This window comes from Arthrobacter sp. Cza30, assembly GCF_059090765.1.
In genome coordinates this window covers 411,393-430,836 of record NZ_JBNHGA010000004.1, presented here as the reverse complement: position 1 = coordinate 430,836, position 19,444 = coordinate 411,393, and the positions used below count along the sequence as shown (strand labels likewise).

Sequence of the window (19,444 nt, the reverse complement as noted above, 5' to 3'; positions counted from 1 at the left end):
AAGCGCATGTCGCTGGGGCAGCATCTTCTGGAGCTGCGCAAGCGGCTGATCATCGCCGCGATCGCGCTGATTCTCGGCATGGTGGTGGCCTTCCTCATCACCGACCCGATCATCCACTGGATCACCGGTCCGATCCGCGAGATCGCCGAACGTCGAGGCGACGACTTCGCCAAGCTCAACTTCGGCACCGTCACCTCCGCCTTCGACCTGCGGATGAGGATCGCCTTCTCCATCGGCATCTTCCTGTCGGCTCCCGCATGGCTGTGGCAGATCTGGGCGTTCATCATGCCCGGACTGACGCGCAAGGAGGTCCGGTACACCGTCGGATTCGTCGCGGCGGCCGTGCCGCTGTTCTTCGCCGGATGCTACGTGGGCGTCCTGATCGTTCCGCACGTGATCGAGCTGATGTGGGGGTTCACGCCGGAAGGCGGTGTCAACTTCTACAACGCCGCCGAGTACTACGACTTCGTGTTCAAGCTCATGATCGTGATCGGCGTCGCGTTCGTGCTGCCGGTGTTCCTCGTGGCGCTGAACCTGGCGGGCGTCGTCTCGGGGAGAGCGATCCTCCGGGGCTGGCGGGTCGCCGTCCTGGTCGCGACGGCCTTCGCCGCCCTCGCCACCCCGGCCGCCGACGTCGTGAGCATGCTCATGCTGGCCGGCATGCTCGTCGTGCTGTTCTTCGCCGCCGCGGGCCTGTCGCTCCTGTTCGACCGCCGCAGAGCCAAGCGCGACGCCACGCTGCTGCCTCCCGGGGCCGGCTCATGAGCGAGCCCGGGCCAGCGGAGCGCTATGCGCGTGCGCGCGCGGCCGCGCAGCTGGACCGGAGCCACCCGATCACGGCGGAATTCGCCGAGTCCCAGCGGTTCTCGCTCGACCCGTTCCAGCTGGAGGGCTGTCGCGCCCTCGAGGAGGGTAGGAGCGTGCTGGTCGCAGCGCCCACGGGCGCAGGCAAGACCATCGTCGGCGAGTTCGCGGTGCACCTGGCGATGCGGGAACCGGGCGACAAGGCGTTCTACACCACGCCGATGAAGGCGCTGTCGAACCAGAAGTTCCGTGAGCTGCAGGACGTCTACGGTCCCGACGACGTGGGCCTGCTGACCGGCGACACCAACATCAACGGCGGCGCCCGTGTCGTGGTGATGACCACCGAGGTGCTCCGCAACATGCTCTACGCCGACTCGCCGGCGCTGCGAGGCCTCCGGTACGTCGTGATGGACGAGGTCCACTACCTCGCCGATCGCTTCCGCGGTGCGGTGTGGGAGGAGGTCATCATCCACCTCCCTCCGAGCGTGCGACTGGTGTCGCTGTCTGCGACCGTCTCCAACGCCGAGGAGTTCGGCGACTGGCTCGACACCGTCCGCGGCGACACCGAGGTCATCGTGTCCGAGACCCGGCCCGTCCCACTCGAGCAGCATGTCCTCGTGCGCGGCGACCTGCTGCCGCTCTTCGACGACCGCGCCGGCGTGGCCACGGCGAAGGTGAACCAGGAGCTCCTGCGTATCCGGTCGCTCCGAGGACCGACCTACGAGAACAACCGCCGCGCGCAGAGCCTGAACAGCGCCCGTCACGCGGGGTACGAGGCATCCCGGCGACGCCCCAAGAGGGGCGAGAGGCGACCGGTCCGCGCCGCGAACGTCCAGCGCATCGAGCGCCTGGACCGTCCGGACGTGGTGGAGCTCCTCGGCCGATCCAACCTCCTCCCGGCGATCTTCTTCATCTTCAGCCGCGCCGGCTGCGACGCCGCCGTCAAGCAGGTGCGGCGCTCGGGCGTGCGCCTGACCGATCAGGACGAGCGTCGTGAGATCCGCGAGATCGTCGAGGAGCGCACCCGCACGCTGCTCGAGGAGGACCTCGCGGTGCTGGGGTACTGGGAGTGGCGGGACAACCTCGAGCGAGGCATCGCCTCTCACCACGCCGGCCTCCTCCCGGCGTTCAAGGAGGTCGTCGAGGAGCTGTTCCAGCGCAAGCTGGTCAAGGTCGTCTTCGCGACCGAGACACTCGCGCTCGGCATCAACATGCCCGCGCGCACGGTCGTGCTGGAGAAGCTCGAGAAGTTCAACGGCGAGGCGCGCGTGGCCATCACCTCGGGGGAGTACACGCAGCTCACCGGGCGCGCCGGTCGCCGCGGCATCGACGTGGAGGGCCACGCCGTCATCCAGTGGACCGAGGGCCTGGACCCTCAGGCGGTGGCGGCGCTGGCGTCACGGCGCACCTACCCGCTGAACTCGAGCTTCCGTCCCACCTACAACATGGCCGTCAACCTCATCGACCAGTTCGGCCGGTCGCGGGCCCGCGAGATCCTGGAGTCCTCGTTCGCGCAGTTCCAGGCGGACCGGTCGGTCGTCGGCCTCGCCCGCGAGGTGCGCGAGAAGGAGGACTCGCTCGCCGGCTACGAGAAGGCGATGACCTGCGACCGCGGCGACTTCACGGAGTACTCGGCCATCCGGCGCGAGCTCAGCGACCTCGAGAAGCTCAACCGCAAGGACGCCGGAGCGTCCCGCCGCACACGCGACGAGCGGCTCGATCGGATCGCCGACCTGCGCACGCGCATGCAGCGTCACGCGTGCCATCGCTGCCCCGACCGTGAGAACCATGCACGCTGGGCGGAGCGGTACTGGAAGCTGAGGCGGAGCATCGACAAGGTGCGCGGTCAGATCCAGGCGCGCACCGGCACGGTGGCCCGTGTGTTCGACCGCGTCGTCGACGTCCTCTCCGAACTCGACTACGTCCGGATCGACGACGACGGGGTCACCGCGCTCACGCCCGCTGGGCGCACGATGAAGCGCATCTACGGTGAGCGCGACCTGCTCGTCGCCGAATCGCTCCGTCGTGGTCTGTGGGAGAAGCTCGATGCGCCCTCGCTGGCCGCGCTGGCGTGCTGTCTGGTCTACGAACCGCGCCGCGATGAAGCCGGCGTCGGGGAGCGCGGCCTGCCGCGTGGACCCTTCCGTCCGGCCTTCGAGGCCACGTCGGATCTCTGGCAGGCTCTGGATGACCGCGAACGCGAACATCACCTGCCCGGGTCGGAGCCGATCGCTCTGGGACTGGCCACGGCGATGCACACGTGGGCGCGCGGCGGGATGCTCGACCGGGTGCTGCTGGAAGCGGACATGGCCGCCGGCGACTTCGTGCGGTGGGCGAAGCAGACCATCGACCTGCTCGACCAGCTGTCGCTGGTCGCGGATGCGTCGGTGGCCTCGACAGCGCGCAGGGCGCTGGAAGCCGTGCGCCGCGGGATCGTCGCATACTCGGGCGTGTGAGAACGTCTCAAGCCGTCGTTCAGACACCGCCATCTAGGGTGGTGCTCGTGTCCTCCGCCGCCCGCGCGCGTCCGCTCCTCCCGCTGTGGGCAGCGGTGCCGGCATCGGCGATCGCGGGCGTCCTGCTCGACGTCGCGTTCCCGGCCGTGGGCTGGTGGCCGATGGCATTCGTCTCGGTCGCGGTGGCACTGGTCTGCCTGATCGGCCGGCGCTTCGGCGGCGCCTTCCTCGCGGGCCTGGCGTACGGTCTGGCGTTCTACCTCATGAACGTCGACTTCACGGCCGCCTGGGTCGGACCGGTGCCCTGGCTGGCACTGGCCGGTTTCGAGTCCCTGTTCGTCGCTGGTGGCGCCGCGCTCATCGCTCTGGCGTACCGCTGGGTGCCCCTCATCGTCCGCCGCCCGGGTGGGCGGATCATCGCGACGGCCCTCCTCGTCGCCGGACTGTGGACGGCCCGTGAGGCGGTGACCGGCGGCTTCCCCTACGGGGGCTTCCCATGGGGTCGCGTGGGCACCAGCCAGGTGAGCGGGCCGTTCGCGGAAGTCGTGTCGTGGACCGGGACCTCGGGTCTGACGTTCCTCGTCGTCGGCATCGCCGCCGCCGGGATCGAGCTGGTGCGCGGGGCCGGCCGATCGCGGCGCCGGATGAGATGGGCGCCCGCCGCGGCGCTGCTTGCGGCGGCGGCCGCCCTGGCGGTCCTTCCCGCGTGGGGCACCACGCCGACCGGCAGCATCCGGGTCGCCGGCATCCAGGGGAACGGGCCCGCGGGGTACTTCGACACGCGACAGGCCGGCGACATCCTGAAGTCCCAGCTGGATGCGACCCGTCCCGTCTTCGACGCCTCGGATGTCGATGTGGTGCTCTGGCCGGAAGGGAGCGTCGACCTCGACCCCCGCACGTCGCCCACCGCGGCCGCCGCGCTGGACCTGATCACCCGCGAGCTGGATGCGCCGCTGCTCGCCAACCGCATCGAGCAGCGCGGGGAGGCGTACTTCAACACCTCGTTCCTCTGGAACGACGGCATCGAGCAGACGTATGACAAGCGCAACCCCGTGCCGTTCGGCGAGTACGTGCCCGACCGCGCGTTCTACGCCGCACTGGCGCCCGACCTCATCGGGATGATCGGGCGGGACTACACGCCGGGGAGCAACTCGCCGGTGTTCGACGTGAACGGCGTGCGAGCCGGCCTGGCCATCTGCTTCGATGTCATCTACGACGCTCTGGTCTGGGAAGGCGCACACGCGGGCGCGGAGGTGTACCTCTTCCAGACCAACAACGCCGACTTCCGCGGCACCGACGAGAACCTCCAGCAGCTGGCCGTCGCACGACTGCGCGCGATCGAGACGGGCCGGGCCGTGGTCAACCTGTCGACGGTGGGGACGAGCCAGGTGATCGGCCCGAACGGGGCCACCATCCAGGGGCTCCCGGCCGACGAGCCGGGTCACCTGCTGACGGATGTGCCGCTCCGGGCAGGACTCACCCCCGCCGTGGTGCTCGGCGCCGGCATCGGCGCCGTCCTGTCGTGGGGGAGTGTGGCCGCGCTTGCCGCGGCGGGCGTTGTCGTGCGCATGAGGGCTTCCCGCGCCGGGAATGCGGAAACGCCGGCCCCGTAGGGCCGGCGTCGCATCGTCGGGGTTCGGTCAGGCGCTCATCTTGTCGACGGACATGTCCTCGCCGGCGCCGCGGCGGGCGCGGACGTAGGCGAGCCGCTCCTCGAGGAGCTCCTCGAGCTCGGGGATGGTCCGCCGCTCCAGCAGCATGTCCCAGTGGCTGCGAGGCGTCTTGTCGCCAGAGTGGTCGACCGTCTCGGTGCCCTCGCCGACGCGCCGCAGCGCCTCGCCGCCGCACGTGCGGCACTCCCACGACGGGGGCACCTCGGCGTCGGCCGCGAAGGTCAAGGTCGTGTCACGGCCGCATGCCGTACACGTATAGGTGTGCTGTGCGCGCTCATGGAACACGACGCCCTCTTCGCTCTGTAGGCTCTGGGCGCCGAGTCGGATGCCGCGGAGACTCCGGTCTGCCATTGTGTGGTCCTCTCGTCGCTGTACAGGTATAACCAAGCGACCTGTGCGGATCATCCGAGCGGCCCCCGCTGGACCCGCATTCACAGTGGATGCTCAGCCCCGGCGAGGGCGGCGGCGATACGGCGGCGCGGACCTGTCAGCCTAGCGCCTCGAGGGCTACGTCGGCGCGGTCGGTGACGATGCCGTCGACGCCCATCCCGACGAGGCGGCGCATGTCATCCACGTCGTTCACAGTCCACACATGCACCTCGACGTCGTGCCGGTGCGCCGCTTCGATGAGACGCGGCGTGACGATGCGCAGCCGGCCGCGACGCTCAGGCACCTGCAGCGCATCCAGACCCGCCAGCGAGCGGCCGATCGCGCGGCGCGAGCGCGACGCGACGGCGGCGAGCACGCGCGCGACCGCGCCCCGACCGGCCGAGGTGGCCGGCAGCGACGCTGGAGCATCGCCGGCGGGCGCGTGCAGGACCTCGCGGGCGGCGGCCAGCGCGGTGCGACGACGCGCATCCGAGAAGCTCGTCACGAGCACCCGGTCGGCATGGGGAGCGACCAAGCGGCCCACGGCCTCGGCGGCGGCGTCGACCTTGACGTCGAGGTTGAACCGGAGCGTCGGGAAGGCCTCCAGCGCCTGGGCCAGCGCGATGAGGCCGCCCCGTTCCGCCATCAGCTGTTCGAGCTCTGCGGCCGCGACGCGGGCGACTTTCCGGGGGTCTCCCGTGACGCGTGACAGATCCTCGTCGTGGAACAGCACGACCACGCCGTCCGCGGTCACATGACAGTCGGTTTCGACGTACGCGACCCCGGCCGCGTGGGCTGCCGCGACCGCCGCGAAGGAGTTCTCGACGACACCGTCTCTGGCGGCATCCGCCGTGACGAGTCCTCGATGGGCCAGGACGCGAGGCGTCGCGACGCCCCGGAACCACGGGTGGCTCATACCTCTGCTCAGGCTCAGCGGACGATATCGCCCGACGACTCTCCCGGTGCCGCGCCGACACCACCCGGTGTCGCGTCCATCGCCTGCGTCGCGATCTCGTCGGCTGCCGAGGCGGCCTCGTGCGCGGCGGCCACCGCCTCGTCCGCCGCCGAGCTGGACCGCGGACGCGCACGGCCGGGCGTCGACGCGGGACCTGCGGACGTGGGCGCCGCGCGGCCACCGAAGGCGTCGCCGATGCCCTTGAGCGCCTCGGTGAGCTCGCTTGGGATGATCCACAGCTTGCTGGACGGGCTTTCGGAGATCTTGGGCAGTGTCTGCAGGTACTGGTACGCCAGAAGCTTGTCGTCCGGTCCGCCGGCGTGGATGGCGTTGAACACCATCTCGATGGCCTCCGCCTCGCCCTGCGCGCGCAGGACCGCGGCCTGCTTGTCTCCTTCGGCGCGAAGGATCTCGGCCTGCCGGCGCCCCTCGGCCTCGAGGATCTGCGACTGCTTCGACCCCTCGGCGGTGAGGATCGCCGCGCGCCGATCGCGCTCGGCGCGCATCTGCTTCTCCATCGAGTCCTGGATCGACAGCGGCGGATCGATGGCCTTGAGCTCCACACGCGACACCCGCAGGCCCCACTTGCCCGTCGCCTCGTCGAGCACGACGCGCAGCTGCCCGTTGATGTTGTCGCGACTGGTGAGCGCCTCCTCCAGGTTCAGCCCGCCCACCACGTTGCGCAGCGTCGTGGTGGTGAGCTGCTCGACCGCGCTCAGGTAGTTCGCGATCTCATAGGTCGCAGCCCGGGCGTCGGTGACCTGGAAGTAGACCACCGTGTCGATCGAGACCACGAGGTTGTCCTCGGTGATCACCGGCTGCGGGGGGAACGACACCACCTGTTCCCGCATGTCGACGAGGGGACGCAGGCGGTCGATGAACGGCACGAGCAGGTTCAGGCCCGGCTGCAGGGTGCGCTGATAGCGGCCCAGGCGCTCCACGACGCCGGCGTACGCCTGGGGGATGATGCGGATCGAACGGAAGATCACGACGATCACGAAGATCGCCAGGACGACCAGCAGGACGATCACGAAGATCTGGCCGATGAAGGCGCCGACGTCAACCATCGTGGGGGTTCCTTTCAGGGGGGTCGGTGGCGACCTCGACGGTCGCTCCGAGGACGGCGACCACGTTGACCCGGGCGCCGACCTCGAGTGTCGGGGGAGCGGTGGGAGCGAGCTTGGCGGTCCAGGTCTCGCCGTTGTCGAGCTTGACGGAGCCGTAGCCGTCGACGAACGGCGCGAGCACACGCGCACCCATGCCGTAGAGCGCATCGACGTTCGTGCGAGCCGGCTCTGCGCCGCGGTGCAGCGTGCGAAGCAGCAGCGGCCTGATCGTGAAGAGCAGGATGGCCGACAGCGCGGCGGCGGCGCCGATCTGCAGCCACCACGGGCCGCCCAGGAGATTCACGCCCAGGCCGCCGATCAGCGACCCCGCGGCCAGCATCAGGAACGTGAACTCCAGCGTGAGCAGCTCGACGATGACGAACAGGAGTGCGAGCACCAGCCAGAGGATCCACATGTACTGCGTGAGATCTGGCAGCATCGCCTTCCCTTCCCGAGTCCCTTGATGGAACCCTACACGCGCCTGCGCGCGGCGCGTTGATAGGGTCGACACGGCCCGCCCACCCGCGATCCGGGCCCACATCCACAGGAGCGTCATCCATGACTCAGACCCTCGAGGCCGGCTCTCTGCGCGGCAAGACCGCGCTCGTCACGGGTTCGTCCCGCGGCATCGGCGCCGACACCGTCCGCTATCTCGCCGAAGCGGGAGCCGATGTCGTCGTGAACTATCGCAACAAGGCTCCGCGGGCGGAGAAGCTCGCGGCAGGCCTGCGGGAGCTCGGCGTCGAGGTGCTCGTCGTCGGCGCCGACCTCACCGACGCCGCATCCGTGCAGGCGATGTTCGACGAGGTGGAGCGGACCTTCGGCGGCCTCGACATCCTGGTGCTCAACGCCTCCGGCGGCATGGAGTCCGGCGTGGCCGAGGACTACGCGCTGCAGCTGAACCGCGATGCGCAGGTGCGCGTCCTCGAGACGGCGCTGCCGCTGCTGCGCGAGGGCTCGCGCGTGGTGTTCGTCACCAGCCACCAGGCCCACTTCATCCGCACGACGCCGACCATGCCCGAGTACGAGCCGGTGGCCCTGTCCAAGCGAGCCGGCGAGGACGCCCTGCGCGAGCGCATCCCCGCGCTCACCGAGCGGGGGATCGAGTTCGTGGTCGTCTCCGGCGACATGATCGAGGGGACGATCACCGCGACGCTGCTCGAGCGCGCCAACCCGGGCGCGATCGCAACCCGGCGGGAGTCGGCCGGCAAGCTCTACAACGTGTCGGAGTTCGCCGCCGAGGTCGCCGCCGCAGCCGTGGAGCCTGTGCCGGCCGATCACACACGACTCGTGGGCGACGTCTCGTCGTTCGCGGCGGAGTGACCGATGCGCGCGGAAGACATCACCACCCTCATCGCCGTCAGCCGTCCGACGATCGCGCCGGACGCGTCGTTCGCGGTCTTCGCCACCTCGCGCCCCGATATCGAGGCCAACCGCGCGGTCGGGCAGCTCTGGCGCGTCGAGCTTCCTGACGGATCGCCACGCCGGCTCACCCGCGGCACGGCCGATGCCGCGCCGCGCCTGTCGCCGGACGGCACACGCATCGCTTTCCTCCGCGGGGATGCGAAGGGCAAGCCGCAGGTGCACGTCGTCGCCGCCACGGGAGGCGAGCCGGTGCAGGCGACCGACGCGCCGCTGGGTGTCGAGGACTTCGCATGGTCGCCCGAGGGTGGCCGCCTGGCATATCTCGCCCGCGTCCCGGAGAAGGGGCGATACGGCAGCGTCGAGGGCCTGGATGCCTCCGCGGAGGCGCCGCGGCACATCACCGGCATCCGGTGGCACGCCAACGGGCTGGGGTACGTCTCCGATCGCCCGGCTCACGTGTTCATCGTCGACGCGCCGTCACCCGAGTCGGAGCCGTTCTACGAGCCGGCGCCGGCCGTGCGCGCCGAAGGGGAGGACGCGCCCAAGAAGAAGCTCGTCCACGCCGCCGCTGAGCAGCTGACGGACGGCACCGCGTCGCACGGCGGCGTCGTCTTCACCGCCGACGGCGCCGAGGTCCTCACCGTGCCCGACGAGATCGAGCCGGATCGCCGGGACCTGCGCTCGCGCCTGATCGCCGTGTCGGTCGACGGCTCCGGCCAGCGCGAGGTCCTCGCTCGCGAGGCCGGGCTGACCGTCTTCGGCGCCGAGGTCGCCGGCGACGGCGCCATCGCGCTGCTCGCACACGAGGTGGGGGACGACGGGGTCGACTTCATCGCACCGGGCGTCGGCCTCTGGCTGCTCGAGGCGGACGGGCCGCGCCGGCTGACGGACGCCGAGTCGATCGACCTGGGCGAGGTGGGCAGCCACATCACGGCCGTCGGCGACGACTTCCTGGTGCAGGATCGCACTCGCGGACGGGTCCGGCTCGTGCGGGTCGCACGCGACGGAGCGCTGACGGAGGTGCTCGGCGGCGATCTCGAGGTGGCCGGCCACGCCGCCGCGGGGGAGCGGGGGGTCGCTTCGGTCGCGCGACCGGACTCGTACGGGGAGCTCGTGCTCCTCGAGGGCCCGGACCAGAAGACGCTGACGGCCTTTGGGGCGGCTGCCGCCGCGTCGGGCATCGCGCTGCCGCGCGAGCTGACCGTCACCGGCCGTGACGGCTACCCCGTGCACGGCTGGGTCGCCGCGCCGGACGGGGAGGGGCCCTTCCCCGTCATCCTGCAGATCCACGGCGGACCGTATGCGGCGTACGGCGTGCACCTCTTCGACGAGACCCAGGTCCTCGTCGATGCCGGGTACGCCGTGGTGTACTGCAACCCTCGCGGCTCCGCCGGCTACGGCCGAGCCCACGGTCGCAGCATCCGGCAGGCGATGGGGACGGTGGACTTCGCCGACGTGATCGACTTCCTCGAGGGGGCCGTCGCCGACGATGCCCGGCTCGACGGCGCACGCGTCGGCGTCATGGGCGGCTCGTACGGCGGATACCTCACCGCATGGGTGATCGCGCACGATCACCGCTTCGCCGGCGCCATCGTCGAGCGTGGCTTCCTCGACCCGGCGACGTTCCAGGGAACGAGCGACATCGGGACGTTCTTCGGCGACGAGTACGTCGGCGTCTCGGCGGAGGACATCGCCCGGCAGAGCCCCATGGCGGTCGCCGACCAGGTGAAGACGCCGACTCTGGTCCTGCACTCCGAGCTGGACTTCCGCTGCCCGCTCGAACAGGCCACCCGGTACTTCTCAGCCCTGAAGCGCAACGGGGTCGAGGCGGAGATGCTCATCTTCCCCGGTGAGAACCACGAGCTCACCCGATCGGGCCAGCCGCGTCACCGCGTGGAGCGCTTCGCCGCCGTGCTGGACTGGTGGAGTCGCAGGCTGCCGGTCGACTGACGCGCGAGGGTCGACTGACGCATGTGAGAGGGGGCACCGGACGGATCCGGTGCCCCCTTCACGTGGCCTGCGTTCAGATCGTCCGCGAGCCGAAGGTGAAGGCCCGCACGATGTTCATGACGCCGAGCACGAGCAGCGAGATGCCCAGCAGCCACCACAGCACCAGCGTGCCCCACACCGGAGCGAAGAGGATCACGATGCCGGCGACGATGCTGAGCACCGCGAAGACGACGGTCCAGGGTCTGGACCGTCCCGTCTCGAGCGTGGACAGCGAGACCACGCCTTCGATGATCCACATGATGCCCACGAGGACGCCGACGAAGAGCAGCAGCCAGTCGCGGGTCAGGGTGATGTTGAACAGCGCCACCACACCGGCGATGACGAAGAGGACGCCGAGCACGATGTGGCCGACGCGGGACCACCCGCCGCGCACCGTCGAGAAGATGCCGAGACCGGCGTAGACAAGGCCCGCGGCGATCGCGTAGATCGCGATGATGACGGTCACGAAGGACAGCGTCTTGCCCGGCCACAGCAGGATGAGGACGCCCACGACGGCGGCGAGGACGCCGCCGATGCCGAGGGCGGTACGGAGCGCGTTGACGGCGGGCCTCCCGATGACGGGTTCGGTGGACATCACGGTCCCTTCTGCATGTTCCCTGAGAAGACGCGGCTAAAGCTTAGACCGCGTCGGATCCCGTCATGTGATGCCTCGCCCGTCGCGGCGCCCCTCGCGTCACGCGCGCCGAGCCGCTGCGGGCCGCCGCTGGGGCGGCCCAGTATGCCGGCGTCGTCGGCGGGATGCTGTTGCCGTACGCAAGACACGATATATCGTGACTCCGCTGACGGAGGCGCCGCCAACGGGGGAGTGGCGCTCGCCTGCGCCGCTCCGCTGAGCGGTCAGCCCAGCAGCAGCGTGACGGCGAAGAGCACCGGGATGCAGCCGACGGTGGTGAGGAAGACGGTGTCACGCGAGATCGTCTCGCCGACGTCGTAGCGTTGGGAGTAGTTGAAGACGTTCTGCGCCGTCGGCAGCGCGGCGAGCACCGTCACGATGAGGACGTCGTGCGGGTGCAAGCCGAACACGAACTCCGCGACCGCCCACGCCACGACCGGCATCGCCACGAGCTTCAGCACCGTCGCCAGCACGATGTCACGCCGGCGCCCGGAGGAGCCGAGCACCCGCTGGCCGTGCAGCGAGATCCCGTAGGCGATGAGGAGGATCGGCACGCACGCGTTCGCGATGAGCTGCGCCGGTTCCATGACGATGGGGGGCAGGTCGACGCCGAGCACCGACACGAGGGTGCCCAGCACGGAGCCGAGCACGATCGGGTTGCCGACCACGCGTCCCACCGACTGCCACAACGACGACCGGCCCGCGGTGACGGCATCCAGGATCGCCATCGTGATCGGGGTGAACAGCAGCAGCTGCATCAGGATGACGGGCGCGGGATAGGCGGCACTGCCCAGAAGGTACAGCGACAGGGGGATTCCGATGTTGTTGGAGTTGACCTGACCCGCGCTCAGCGCTCCGATGACGATCTCGCCGAGGGGGCGTCTCCACACCAGACGGGCGATGAACGCGTACACGGCGATGACCGCCACCGCGGCGATCGCCGAGACGGGGAGCAGTGCCGAGAAGAGCGTCCGGACGTCGGCCTGCGCGAGCACGACGAACAGCAGGAACGGCGACAGGACGAAGAACGTGAGCCGAGCGAGCACCGGCCGGGCATGCTCGCCGAGCAGGTCGATGCGTCCGAGGATCCACCCCACGATGATGGCGACGCCCACCACGACGAACCCGGTGAGCGATTCCAGCATTCTTCGAGCCTAGAGCGGCGCCGGGCCGGCTCTTCTCAGCGACCGGGCACGCATCCCGCAGGAATCGAGAAGCGGGACGATGGGGGCTTGGCTAGCGTGGCGGCATGAGTGTGAACATGCCGCAGCCCCGGGACCGCGCGACGAGGAGGGCCGACGCGCTGACGAGACTGAGCGAGCCGGCGGTCGACGTCTGGGTGTCGACGGCGTCGCCCGCCGGGACGCCGTATCTGGTCCCGCTGTCACTGGCGTGGGTGACCGAGCGCGCCGTCATCGCCGTCGATGAATCGTCGCCGACGGCGACGAACCTGGCGTCGACGGGCAGGGCGCGGCTCGGGGTGGGTCCGACCAGAGACGTCGTCGTCATCGACGCCGTCGTCGAGCGCACCGTCGGGGTCGACGAGGATGAGACGCTCGGCCGAGCGTATGCCGGCCAGGCCGACTGGGACCCGCGAGGCCTCGCCGGCTACCAGTTCGTCGTCCTGCGACCGGACCGCATCCAGGCGTGGCGCGAGTCGAACGAGCTCGGCGGGCGGCTGCTCATGCGGGACGGGCGCTGGCTCGCCTGAACCATCCCGCATCCGATAATCCACATTATGTCAACTCGTAAATCATCATCCATCACAACTTGCGCGTTGTAGAAATCTGGCCAATCGTGAGCCACTCCCCGCGACGGAGTTCAACCGTGTCAAGCACTCACAGGAGAGTGAGAAGCGGCCGGAGAAGCGAGCGTTCACACGGCGTGAGTTGCAGCAGCTCTTCGATCTGATGGATCTCGAGTACGAGCGAAGGCTGGATTCCGGACGCAGCGGCGCGCTCACTGCTCTCCGCGACGCCGCCGCGTTCAAGACGGCCTTCAGCTGGGGCCTCCGAAGGTATGAAGTCAGCCATCTGCAGATCGTCGACCTCTCCCCCAACGGCCGAGCTCCTCAGTTCGGTGACTACGGCAACCTGCACGTCCGCTTCGGGAAAGGCACGGCCGGCCAACCGTTCAAACCCCGACCGTCCTCACGGTATTCGACTGGTCCGCCGAGATGATGAACGACTGGGTCAACGTCGGTCTGCCACACTACGGCCAGCCGCTGACGGACCTCTTCCCCACCAACCCGGGCTCTGTGGTGTCGGGCTCCCATCTCTGGCGGAAGATGGACGAGTTCCTCGACGAACTGGGCTTCCCGCGGGTCTCGACTTTCACTCCCTCAGACGCTCCTACACGACGATCCTGCTCACCGAGTACCGATACGACCTCAAGTTCGTCCAGTACCAGCTCGGGCATGTACACGCTGCGACGACGTCGATCTACACGCTGCCCGCGCCAGACTTTCAGGTGCGAGAACTTGAACGCGTCCAGCGCGAGACCCTGGCGGCGCTAAGCACGCCACCGCCGAAGCCACGACGGACGCTCAAGCTCCCACCGCCCCCACCTCTGCGCCGCAGGGGCACAACGAAACGAGGCACATCATGAAGCGGGAGATCACCTACGAGTGCGCATCCGCGAGCTCATGGCCAAGCATCGGATGAAGAGCAGCACGGACCTCGTCCAACCGCTCAGGGATCGAGGCATCACGTTCTCGGCGTCGCAGGTCTACCGGCTGGTGGCGACGGAGAATCCCGACCGCATCGCCTTCAAAGTGCTGTTCGCGCTCTGCGACATCTTCAACTGCAGCGTCGAGGAACTCGCACCATGGACGGTCGCGGACGCCCGCACGTCGCGGCGCAAACTCGCAGCGAACGGCAACCCCGGCATCCCAGATCTCCGCGACTACCGCCCCACCCGCGCCCGAGTATTCGACGACGACGATGGCTAGGCCGCGCGAGAACGGCAACCCCCGCAGCGCATCCGTTCACAGCGCGGTGCCTCCGCAACCGCGAGGGCGCCCCCGGAGCACCGGGGATAAGCGATGCGACAGATGCCAGCGAATGGTCCCGAAGATCCGAATCCATTGGCCGGACGGCGCCATCTGCGGAATCTGCTTCACCGAGGCCATGCGGACACACGGGCGTTGCCCCAGCTGCGGCGATGAGCGGCTGCTTCCCGGCCGAACAGCCGAGGGGAAAGCCATCTGTCGAGACTGCGCCGGCATCTCAAAGCCCCTCATGACCTGCGACCAGTGCGGCACGGAGACGGAGCGGTTCCGGGGCGGCGCATGCATCAGATGCGTGCTCACTGACGATTTGACCGCCATCCTGCGGTCGTCAGATCCGCCCGATCTGCGCCTCCACAGACTCATTGACATCCTCGTCACGTCATCCAGGCCCGAGAGCATCTACACCTGGCTACGCGGCGCGAAAGCTCGCGAGCTGCTCAGGAGGATAGGCAGCCGCGAGGTCGAGCTCACACCGCAGGCATTCGACGCGCTCCCCCGTTCAACAGCCCTCGAGCACCTGCGGGAGTTGCTCATCCATCATCGGATTATGACCGCGCCGGCGGACCGTCATCTCGCCATATTCGAGCGGTGGCTTAGCCAGCGGCTGAACGAGCTGCGGACACGGCCCGACGTCGTCACGACCATTGAAAGCTACGCCAGGTGGGCACATTTGCAGCGGCTGCGACAGCTCGCCGGGACCGGCGCGAACATGGACATCGCATGCCGCAACGCGCGACAATCCATCACCGAAGCCGGAAAGTTCCTCATCTGGCTCGAGGATGACCAGAACAGCTCCGTCGCGACCTTCGCCCAGGTCCACATCGACCGCTACCTGGACGATGGAGTGACCACCCGCTTCCACATCAAGCACTTCATATCCTGGTTCGCCCGCGGCCGCGGCGGGAAGCGACGTTACTTCGTTCCCGCACACTCAGCGCGGACAATCCCGACGCTTAGCCAGCGGGATCGACTGCAGGTCATCCGCAATGTCATCGAGTTAGAGGATGTCGCGACTAGCACCCGGGTCGCAGCGCTCATCCACCTGCTCTGGGCAACGCCGCTCACAAGGATCGCCGGCATGAGAATGTCACAAGTCGACGTTCGTCCCGACGGCATCTACCTCGCGCTCGGAGTCACTCCCACGCTGGTTCCCGAGTTCCTCGCTCCGCTGTTCTGGGCACACATCTCGCACCGCAGCAACCAACAGACCGCGAACCGTGACACGGACTGGCTCTTCCCCGGCTACCGCGCAGGCAGACCCATCTCTGTCCCGACGCTGCAACAACGCCTCAAATCGTTCGGCCTAGACCCTCAACGGACACGAAACTCAACCCTCAAGCTGCTAACCGCGCAACTTGACCCCCATACCCTCGCGGACACCCTCGGCTACTCCATCACGACGATGGCGAGGCATGCCGCCTACTCCGGCTCGCTGTTCGGATCCTACGTCGACGCAAAGCAGGCGGAGCAAGCAGCTCACGGCTAGAGATTCTCTCTCAAGCGAACGCGCTGGCTCACCCGGTCGATGCCGTGGTCTATATACGCGCTGCCGCTCGAGGGATCAAGCCGACTCGGACACGTCAGGCCGTTAGGGACCGGGCTCACCGATGAGGAAGGTGGCGGTGACTTCCGGCGTCGCCACGTCAACGTCGACCGTCGCGGATACGACCGCGCCCTTGTGCTCAACGAGCGGAAGCTGAGCTGAGTACCGTTCCCCGTCCCCCTCGCGGGCCGCAGCGGTGAGATCGTCCTGGAGATGGCTAAGGTCGGCGTCCGTCCAGCCCCAGAAAGACGCGACCCGCTGCAGATCCGGGAAAACCGTGAGCCAAGCACCGTTGGCCTCGCGCACGAGTTCCACCGACTCCACGCGATTGTTCGTCGTCGTCAAGGTGAACGACCGGACCAAATCCACATGGAACGAGCCATCCGCCGCGACCGCCACTGCGCGAATGGGAGTGATCGGCTCGAACGTCTGCGCACCGTCCGCGTCGAGCCCCAGCTCGGTCGCGGGAAGCGAATCCGGCCCGATCCGGACCCGCACCACACCCTGTCGAGTGAGGTAGTCCATCCCTGGCTCCGTGAACACAGACATGCCGTCAGGCGCTTGCTGACTTGCATCGGCGGGACGGTCAGGATCGGTCCACCATGAGTTCTGCATCCATAAGGCGCCAACGACGAAGCCAATGCAAATCACGGCGGCGACGGAGATCGGAATCCATGACCGCAGGCGGCGCCTTGAGTGCGTCCGCGCCACTGAGCTCGGCAAGCCCGCCCCGCTTCCCAGCCCCAGAGTGAGGCTGCACGTCGTTTCCGAAGACCATAGCAAGACGCGAGCGGGTTACCTCAGCGTCTAACCCAGGAACCAATGGCACCGACGGAATCGCGCTAGGAAAGACAGACTTGTCGGCCGGTTTACGGAACAGCGTTGTTGAAAACTCCCCAATCGTCTTCACCATCAGCATGCGGAAGCGCTGCTTCCTCCGCTCCCCGCCCTGAGGCCGCAGCGCCTCACCCGCGGCGGTGCGGTCCCACGCCGTCCGGGATGCCGGTGTGGACGTGCGGCACGTACACGAGCTTGAGCGTGCGGCCGTCGAGGACCTTCGAGTCGACGAGTTCCAGGTCGAACTCGGGCCCGTCGTGGAACAGCGACGCGTAGCCGACGCGTCCGGTGATCGCCGGAAACAGCATCACTTCGAGTCGGTCCACCAGGCCCGCCGCCAGCAGCGCCCGATTCAGCGAGATGCTGCCGTGCGAGCGCAGCGGCACGTCGCTCTCGCGCTTGAGCCGCTCCACCGCTGTGACGGCGTCCTCCCGGACCAGTGTCGAGTTCTGCCAGCCCAGCGGCTCCTCCAGCGTGCTCGAGAAGATGATCTTCGGCAGGGCGTTCAGGCTCTCGTAGTACGGCTCGTCGTACTCGCGCACGAACCGGCGGAACTCCCGGAAGGTGGTCGCGCCGAAGACCAGCGCCTGCGGCTGCGCGAACGTTTCCACGCGATCCCGGCGGAGCTCCGGCCCCTCCTTGCCCCAGTAGCCGGGCCACCCTCGCGCCGAGCCGTTGCCGTCGAGACTGCTGAAGAAGTCCACCGTGAACGTCGCCATGACGCCACGGTAGCGATGTCCCCTGGGCGCGGTAAGGCGGAACCGCTCCCCCCTTGGTCGGTATCGTTTGGCGCGTGATCCCCCGTCGCACCCCTCGCCTCCGCTTCCGCGAGATGACGACGGCGGACCTGGACGACATGGCGCGGCTGCTGGGCGACCCGGACGTGATGCGCTTCTATCCCGCGCCGAAGACGCGGAACCAGGCGGCGGCCTGGATCGCGTGGAATCAGAGGAACTACGCCAACCACGGTCACGGTCTGTGGATCGTCGAGACGCTCGAGGGCGACTTCGTCGGCGACTGCGGGTTGACGTGGCAGGACGTCGACGGCGTCAGCATGCTGGAAGTGGGCTATCACGTCTCCCCCGCGTGGCAGGGACGCGGCTTCGCCACCGAAGCGGCCGCCGCATGCCGTGACCTCGCCCGCGAGCGCCGCCTCGCCGACGAGCTCGTCGCGATCGTCCAGCCCGACAACCGCGCGTCGGAGCGAGTGGCGGAGAAGCTCGGCATGCGGCGCCTCCACGACGGCGACCGCCGGAATGACGGACCGCTGCGCAGGGTCCTCGGCATGCCGCTGTGACGGGCTCGGCGGGGACAGGAACTACGGTGGAAGGGTGGCGCGACTGACCCGAACCCTCCTCGCAGGGCCGGGATTCCGGGCCTGGCTCGTGTGGTCGGTCGGCGTCGCCGCGTATGTGCTCGCGGTCGTCAACCGCTCGTCCCTGAGCGCCGTCGGTGTGGACGCCGCGGCCCGCTTCGATGCGGATGCCTCCACCCTGTCGCTCTTCGCGGTGGTGCAGCTCGCCGTGTACGGCGGCATGCAGATTCCGATCGGCGTGCTCCTGGATCGTTACGGCGCACGCCCGATCATGACGGTCGGCATGGTGCTCATGGCGGTCGGGCAGCTCGTCATGACGCTCTCCCCCAGTGTCGGCGTGGCGATCGTCGCGCGCATGCTGCTGGGCGCCGGCGACGCCGCCGTGTTCCCCGGGGTCCTTCGCCTGGTCGCGACGTGGTTCCCGGCCCAGCGCGGACCGCTCATGGTTCAGCTGACCGGCATCATCGGGCAGTCCGGACAGCTCGTCGCGCTCGTGCCCCTGGCGGCGCTGCTGCATGCGACGACCTGGACGATCACCTTCGGCAGCGTCGCCGGCCTCGGTGTGCTGTTCGCAGTGCTCGTCTTCCTCATCATCCGCAACCATCCACCCGACCGCGACGACGACGTGTCGGTCGACACCGACACCGGCGCGATCCGCGTCGTCACATCGACGGTCGACACGGGTGCGGGCATCCGCGCAGCCTGGGCGCATCCGGGAACGCGGCTGGCCTTCTGGTCGCACTTCACGACGCCCTTCGCCGGGACCGCCTTCGTGCTGCTGTGGGGCATGCCGTTCCTCACCGCCGGCGAAGGGCTCTCCACGGCCGAGGCCGCAAGCGTCATGTCGGCGTACGTCGTGGTCGGCATGGCGCTGGGACCGGTGATGGGCGAGCTCTCGCGACGCGTCCCCACGATGCGATCGCGCGCTCTCGTGCTGCCGACGGTCGCGGTTCAGCTGATCGCGTGGCTCGCGGTGATCCTCTACCCCGGTCCAGCTCCGCTGTGGCTGCTGCTCATCCTCGCGTTCGCCCTCGGAACGGGCGGGCCGGCATCGATGATCGCGTTCGACCACGCCCGGACCCACAACCCGACGCATCGCCTGAGCACCGCGACCGGCGTGACGAACGCGGGCGGCTTTCTCGCCGCGCTCCTTGCGATCTTCCTCATCGGCCTCGCCTTGGACCTCCAGGGCGCGGGAACGCCGGAGACGTATTCGCTGGATGCCTTCCGCGTGGCGTTCCTCGCGCAGGTGCCGCTGTGGCTGCTGGGTGCGAGCTTCATCGTGGTCGAGCGCAAGCGCACGCGCATCCGGATCGGGATGGACCCGCCGCGCCCTCCACGTGGATCGCGCCGGCGCCGCTGAGTGCGGCGCCGGCGCGATGCGGTCG

21 protein-coding genes are annotated in these 19,444 nt (G+C 69.0%); 12 read left to right on the top strand and 9 right to left on the bottom strand.

Annotated elements, in window-relative coordinates; all coding sequences use genetic code 11:
• Window positions 1–6 precede the first annotated feature (6 nt).
• From tatC to lnt, 3 genes are read left to right on the top strand one after another with little or no spacing between them, the layout of a single operon-like run.
• Window positions 7–765, top strand: a complete 759-nt coding sequence (gene tatC, locus AC5RVZ_RS15605) for a twin-arginine translocase subunit TatC (RefSeq protein ID WP_494066996.1) — start codon at window positions 7–9, stop codon at window positions 763–765.
• Window positions 762–3,260 (top strand): DEAD/DEAH box helicase, encoded by a 2,499-nt coding sequence (locus AC5RVZ_RS15600; RefSeq protein ID WP_494066678.1) that lies wholly within the window; start codon window positions 762–764, stop codon window positions 3,258–3,260. Before tatC ends, AC5RVZ_RS15600 begins: the two co-directional genes overlap by 4 nt.
• Window positions 3,261–3,307: 47 nt before the next feature.
• Window positions 3,308–4,873, top strand: coding sequence for an apolipoprotein N-acyltransferase (gene lnt / locus AC5RVZ_RS15595; protein ID WP_494066677.1), 1,566 nt, complete (start codon window positions 3,308–3,310; stop codon window positions 4,871–4,873).
• 27 nt (window positions 4,874–4,900) lie between these two features.
• Here the strand turns inward: lnt and AC5RVZ_RS15590 are convergent, their stop codons facing one another.
• The 4 genes from AC5RVZ_RS15590 to AC5RVZ_RS15575 form a co-directional block, all read right to left on the bottom strand.
• Window positions 4,901–5,284, bottom strand: a complete 384-nt coding sequence (locus tag AC5RVZ_RS15590; protein WP_494066676.1) for an RNA polymerase-binding protein RbpA — start codon at window positions 5,282–5,284, stop codon at window positions 4,901–4,903.
• A gap of 136 nt (window positions 5,285–5,420) precedes the next feature.
• Window positions 5,421–6,218: a glycerophosphodiester phosphodiesterase family protein gene (locus AC5RVZ_RS15585; protein WP_494066675.1), complete on the bottom strand. Its 798-nt coding sequence runs from the start codon at window positions 6,216–6,218 to the stop codon at window positions 5,421–5,423.
• A 14-nt stretch (window positions 6,219–6,232) separates the two neighbouring features.
• Window positions 6,233–7,324 carry an SPFH domain-containing protein gene (locus AC5RVZ_RS15580; RefSeq protein WP_494066674.1) on the bottom strand — a complete coding sequence of 364 codons (1,092 nt, stop codon included), beginning with the start codon at window positions 7,322–7,324 and terminating at the stop codon, window positions 6,233–6,235.
• Complete coding sequence (locus AC5RVZ_RS15575) at window positions 7,317–7,802, bottom strand: NfeD family protein (RefSeq protein WP_494066673.1); 486 nt, start codon at window positions 7,800–7,802, stop codon at window positions 7,317–7,319. Before AC5RVZ_RS15575 ends, AC5RVZ_RS15580 begins: the two co-directional genes overlap by 8 nt.
• Window positions 7,803–7,921: 119 nt before the next feature.
• On the opposite strand from AC5RVZ_RS15575, the gene AC5RVZ_RS15570 reads away from it, so the two are divergent.
• Window positions 7,922–8,686 carry an SDR family oxidoreductase gene (locus tag AC5RVZ_RS15570; protein ID WP_494066672.1) on the top strand — a complete coding sequence of 255 codons (765 nt, stop codon included), beginning with the start codon at window positions 7,922–7,924 and terminating at the stop codon, window positions 8,684–8,686.
• Window positions 8,687–8,689: 3 nt separating this feature from the next.
• Window positions 8,690–10,678: a S9 family peptidase gene (locus AC5RVZ_RS15565; RefSeq protein ID WP_494066671.1), complete on the top strand. Its 1,989-nt coding sequence runs from the start codon at window positions 8,690–8,692 to the stop codon at window positions 10,676–10,678.
• 73 nt (window positions 10,679–10,751) lie between these two features.
• Here the strand turns inward: AC5RVZ_RS15565 and AC5RVZ_RS15560 are convergent, their stop codons facing one another.
• Complete coding sequence (locus AC5RVZ_RS15560) at window positions 10,752–11,312, bottom strand: HdeD family acid-resistance protein (protein WP_494066670.1); 561 nt, start codon at window positions 11,310–11,312, stop codon at window positions 10,752–10,754.
• 263 nt (window positions 11,313–11,575) lie between these two features.
• The gene (locus AC5RVZ_RS15555) at window positions 11,576–12,496 is read right to left on the bottom strand and encodes an AEC family transporter (RefSeq protein ID WP_494066669.1); all 921 of its coding nucleotides are present in this window, start codon (window positions 12,494–12,496) and stop codon (window positions 11,576–11,578) included.
• A gap of 104 nt (window positions 12,497–12,600) precedes the next feature.
• Between AC5RVZ_RS15555 and AC5RVZ_RS15550 the strand changes: the two genes are divergently transcribed.
• The 5 genes from AC5RVZ_RS15550 (at window position 12,601) to AC5RVZ_RS15530 (ending at window position 15,847) form a co-directional block, all read left to right on the top strand.
• Window positions 12,601–13,062 carry a pyridoxamine 5'-phosphate oxidase family protein gene (locus AC5RVZ_RS15550; protein WP_494066668.1) on the top strand — a complete coding sequence of 154 codons (462 nt, stop codon included), beginning with the start codon at window positions 12,601–12,603 and terminating at the stop codon, window positions 13,060–13,062.
• A 178-nt stretch (window positions 13,063–13,240) separates the two neighbouring features.
• Window positions 13,241–13,531 carry a hypothetical protein gene (locus AC5RVZ_RS15545; RefSeq protein ID WP_494067012.1) on the top strand — a complete coding sequence of 97 codons (291 nt, stop codon included), beginning with the start codon at window positions 13,241–13,243 and terminating at the stop codon, window positions 13,529–13,531.
• Window positions 13,431–13,958 (top strand): tyrosine-type recombinase/integrase, encoded by a 528-nt coding sequence (locus tag AC5RVZ_RS15540; protein ID WP_494066667.1) that lies wholly within the window; start codon window positions 13,431–13,433, stop codon window positions 13,956–13,958. Before AC5RVZ_RS15545 ends, AC5RVZ_RS15540 begins: the two co-directional genes overlap by 101 nt.
• Window positions 13,959–14,010: 52 nt before the next feature.
• The gene (locus AC5RVZ_RS15535; protein WP_494066666.1) at window positions 14,011–14,301 is read left to right on the top strand and encodes a helix-turn-helix domain-containing protein; all 291 of its coding nucleotides are present in this window, start codon (window positions 14,011–14,013) and stop codon (window positions 14,299–14,301) included.
• Between the two features lie 112 nt (window positions 14,302–14,413).
• Complete coding sequence (locus AC5RVZ_RS15530) at window positions 14,414–15,847, top strand: hypothetical protein (RefSeq protein ID WP_494066665.1); 1,434 nt, start codon at window positions 14,414–14,416, stop codon at window positions 15,845–15,847.
• Window positions 15,848–15,949: 102 nt separating this feature from the next.
• Here AC5RVZ_RS15530 and AC5RVZ_RS15525 read toward each other — a convergent pair whose 3' ends face one another.
• The 3 genes from AC5RVZ_RS15525 to AC5RVZ_RS15515 all read right to left on the bottom strand — a co-directional run bounded on the left by AC5RVZ_RS15525 (window position 15,950) and on the right by AC5RVZ_RS15515 (window position 17,460).
• Window positions 15,950–16,429 carry a hypothetical protein gene (locus AC5RVZ_RS15525; RefSeq protein ID WP_494066664.1) on the bottom strand — a complete coding sequence of 160 codons (480 nt, stop codon included), beginning with the start codon at window positions 16,427–16,429 and terminating at the stop codon, window positions 15,950–15,952.
• Window positions 16,430–16,490: 61 nt separating this feature from the next.
• Window positions 16,491–16,823, bottom strand: coding sequence for a hypothetical protein (locus AC5RVZ_RS15520; protein WP_494066663.1), 333 nt, complete (start codon window positions 16,821–16,823; stop codon window positions 16,491–16,493).
• Window positions 16,824–16,869: 46 nt separating this feature from the next.
• Complete coding sequence (locus AC5RVZ_RS15515) at window positions 16,870–17,460, bottom strand: dihydrofolate reductase family protein (protein WP_494066662.1); 591 nt, start codon at window positions 17,458–17,460, stop codon at window positions 16,870–16,872.
• Window positions 17,461–17,534: 74 nt separating this feature from the next.
• Here AC5RVZ_RS15515 and AC5RVZ_RS15510 point away from each other — a divergent pair, with 74 nt between their 5' ends.
• A complete protein-coding gene (locus AC5RVZ_RS15510) occupies window positions 17,535–18,038 on the top strand; it encodes a GNAT family N-acetyltransferase (protein WP_494066661.1) in 504 nt (167 codons plus the stop codon).
• 43 nt (window positions 18,039–18,081) lie between these two features.
• Window positions 18,082–19,419: an MFS transporter gene (locus AC5RVZ_RS15505; protein ID WP_494066995.1), complete on the top strand. Its 1,338-nt coding sequence runs from the start codon at window positions 18,082–18,084 to the stop codon at window positions 19,417–19,419.
• Window positions 19,420–19,444 lie beyond the last annotated feature (25 nt).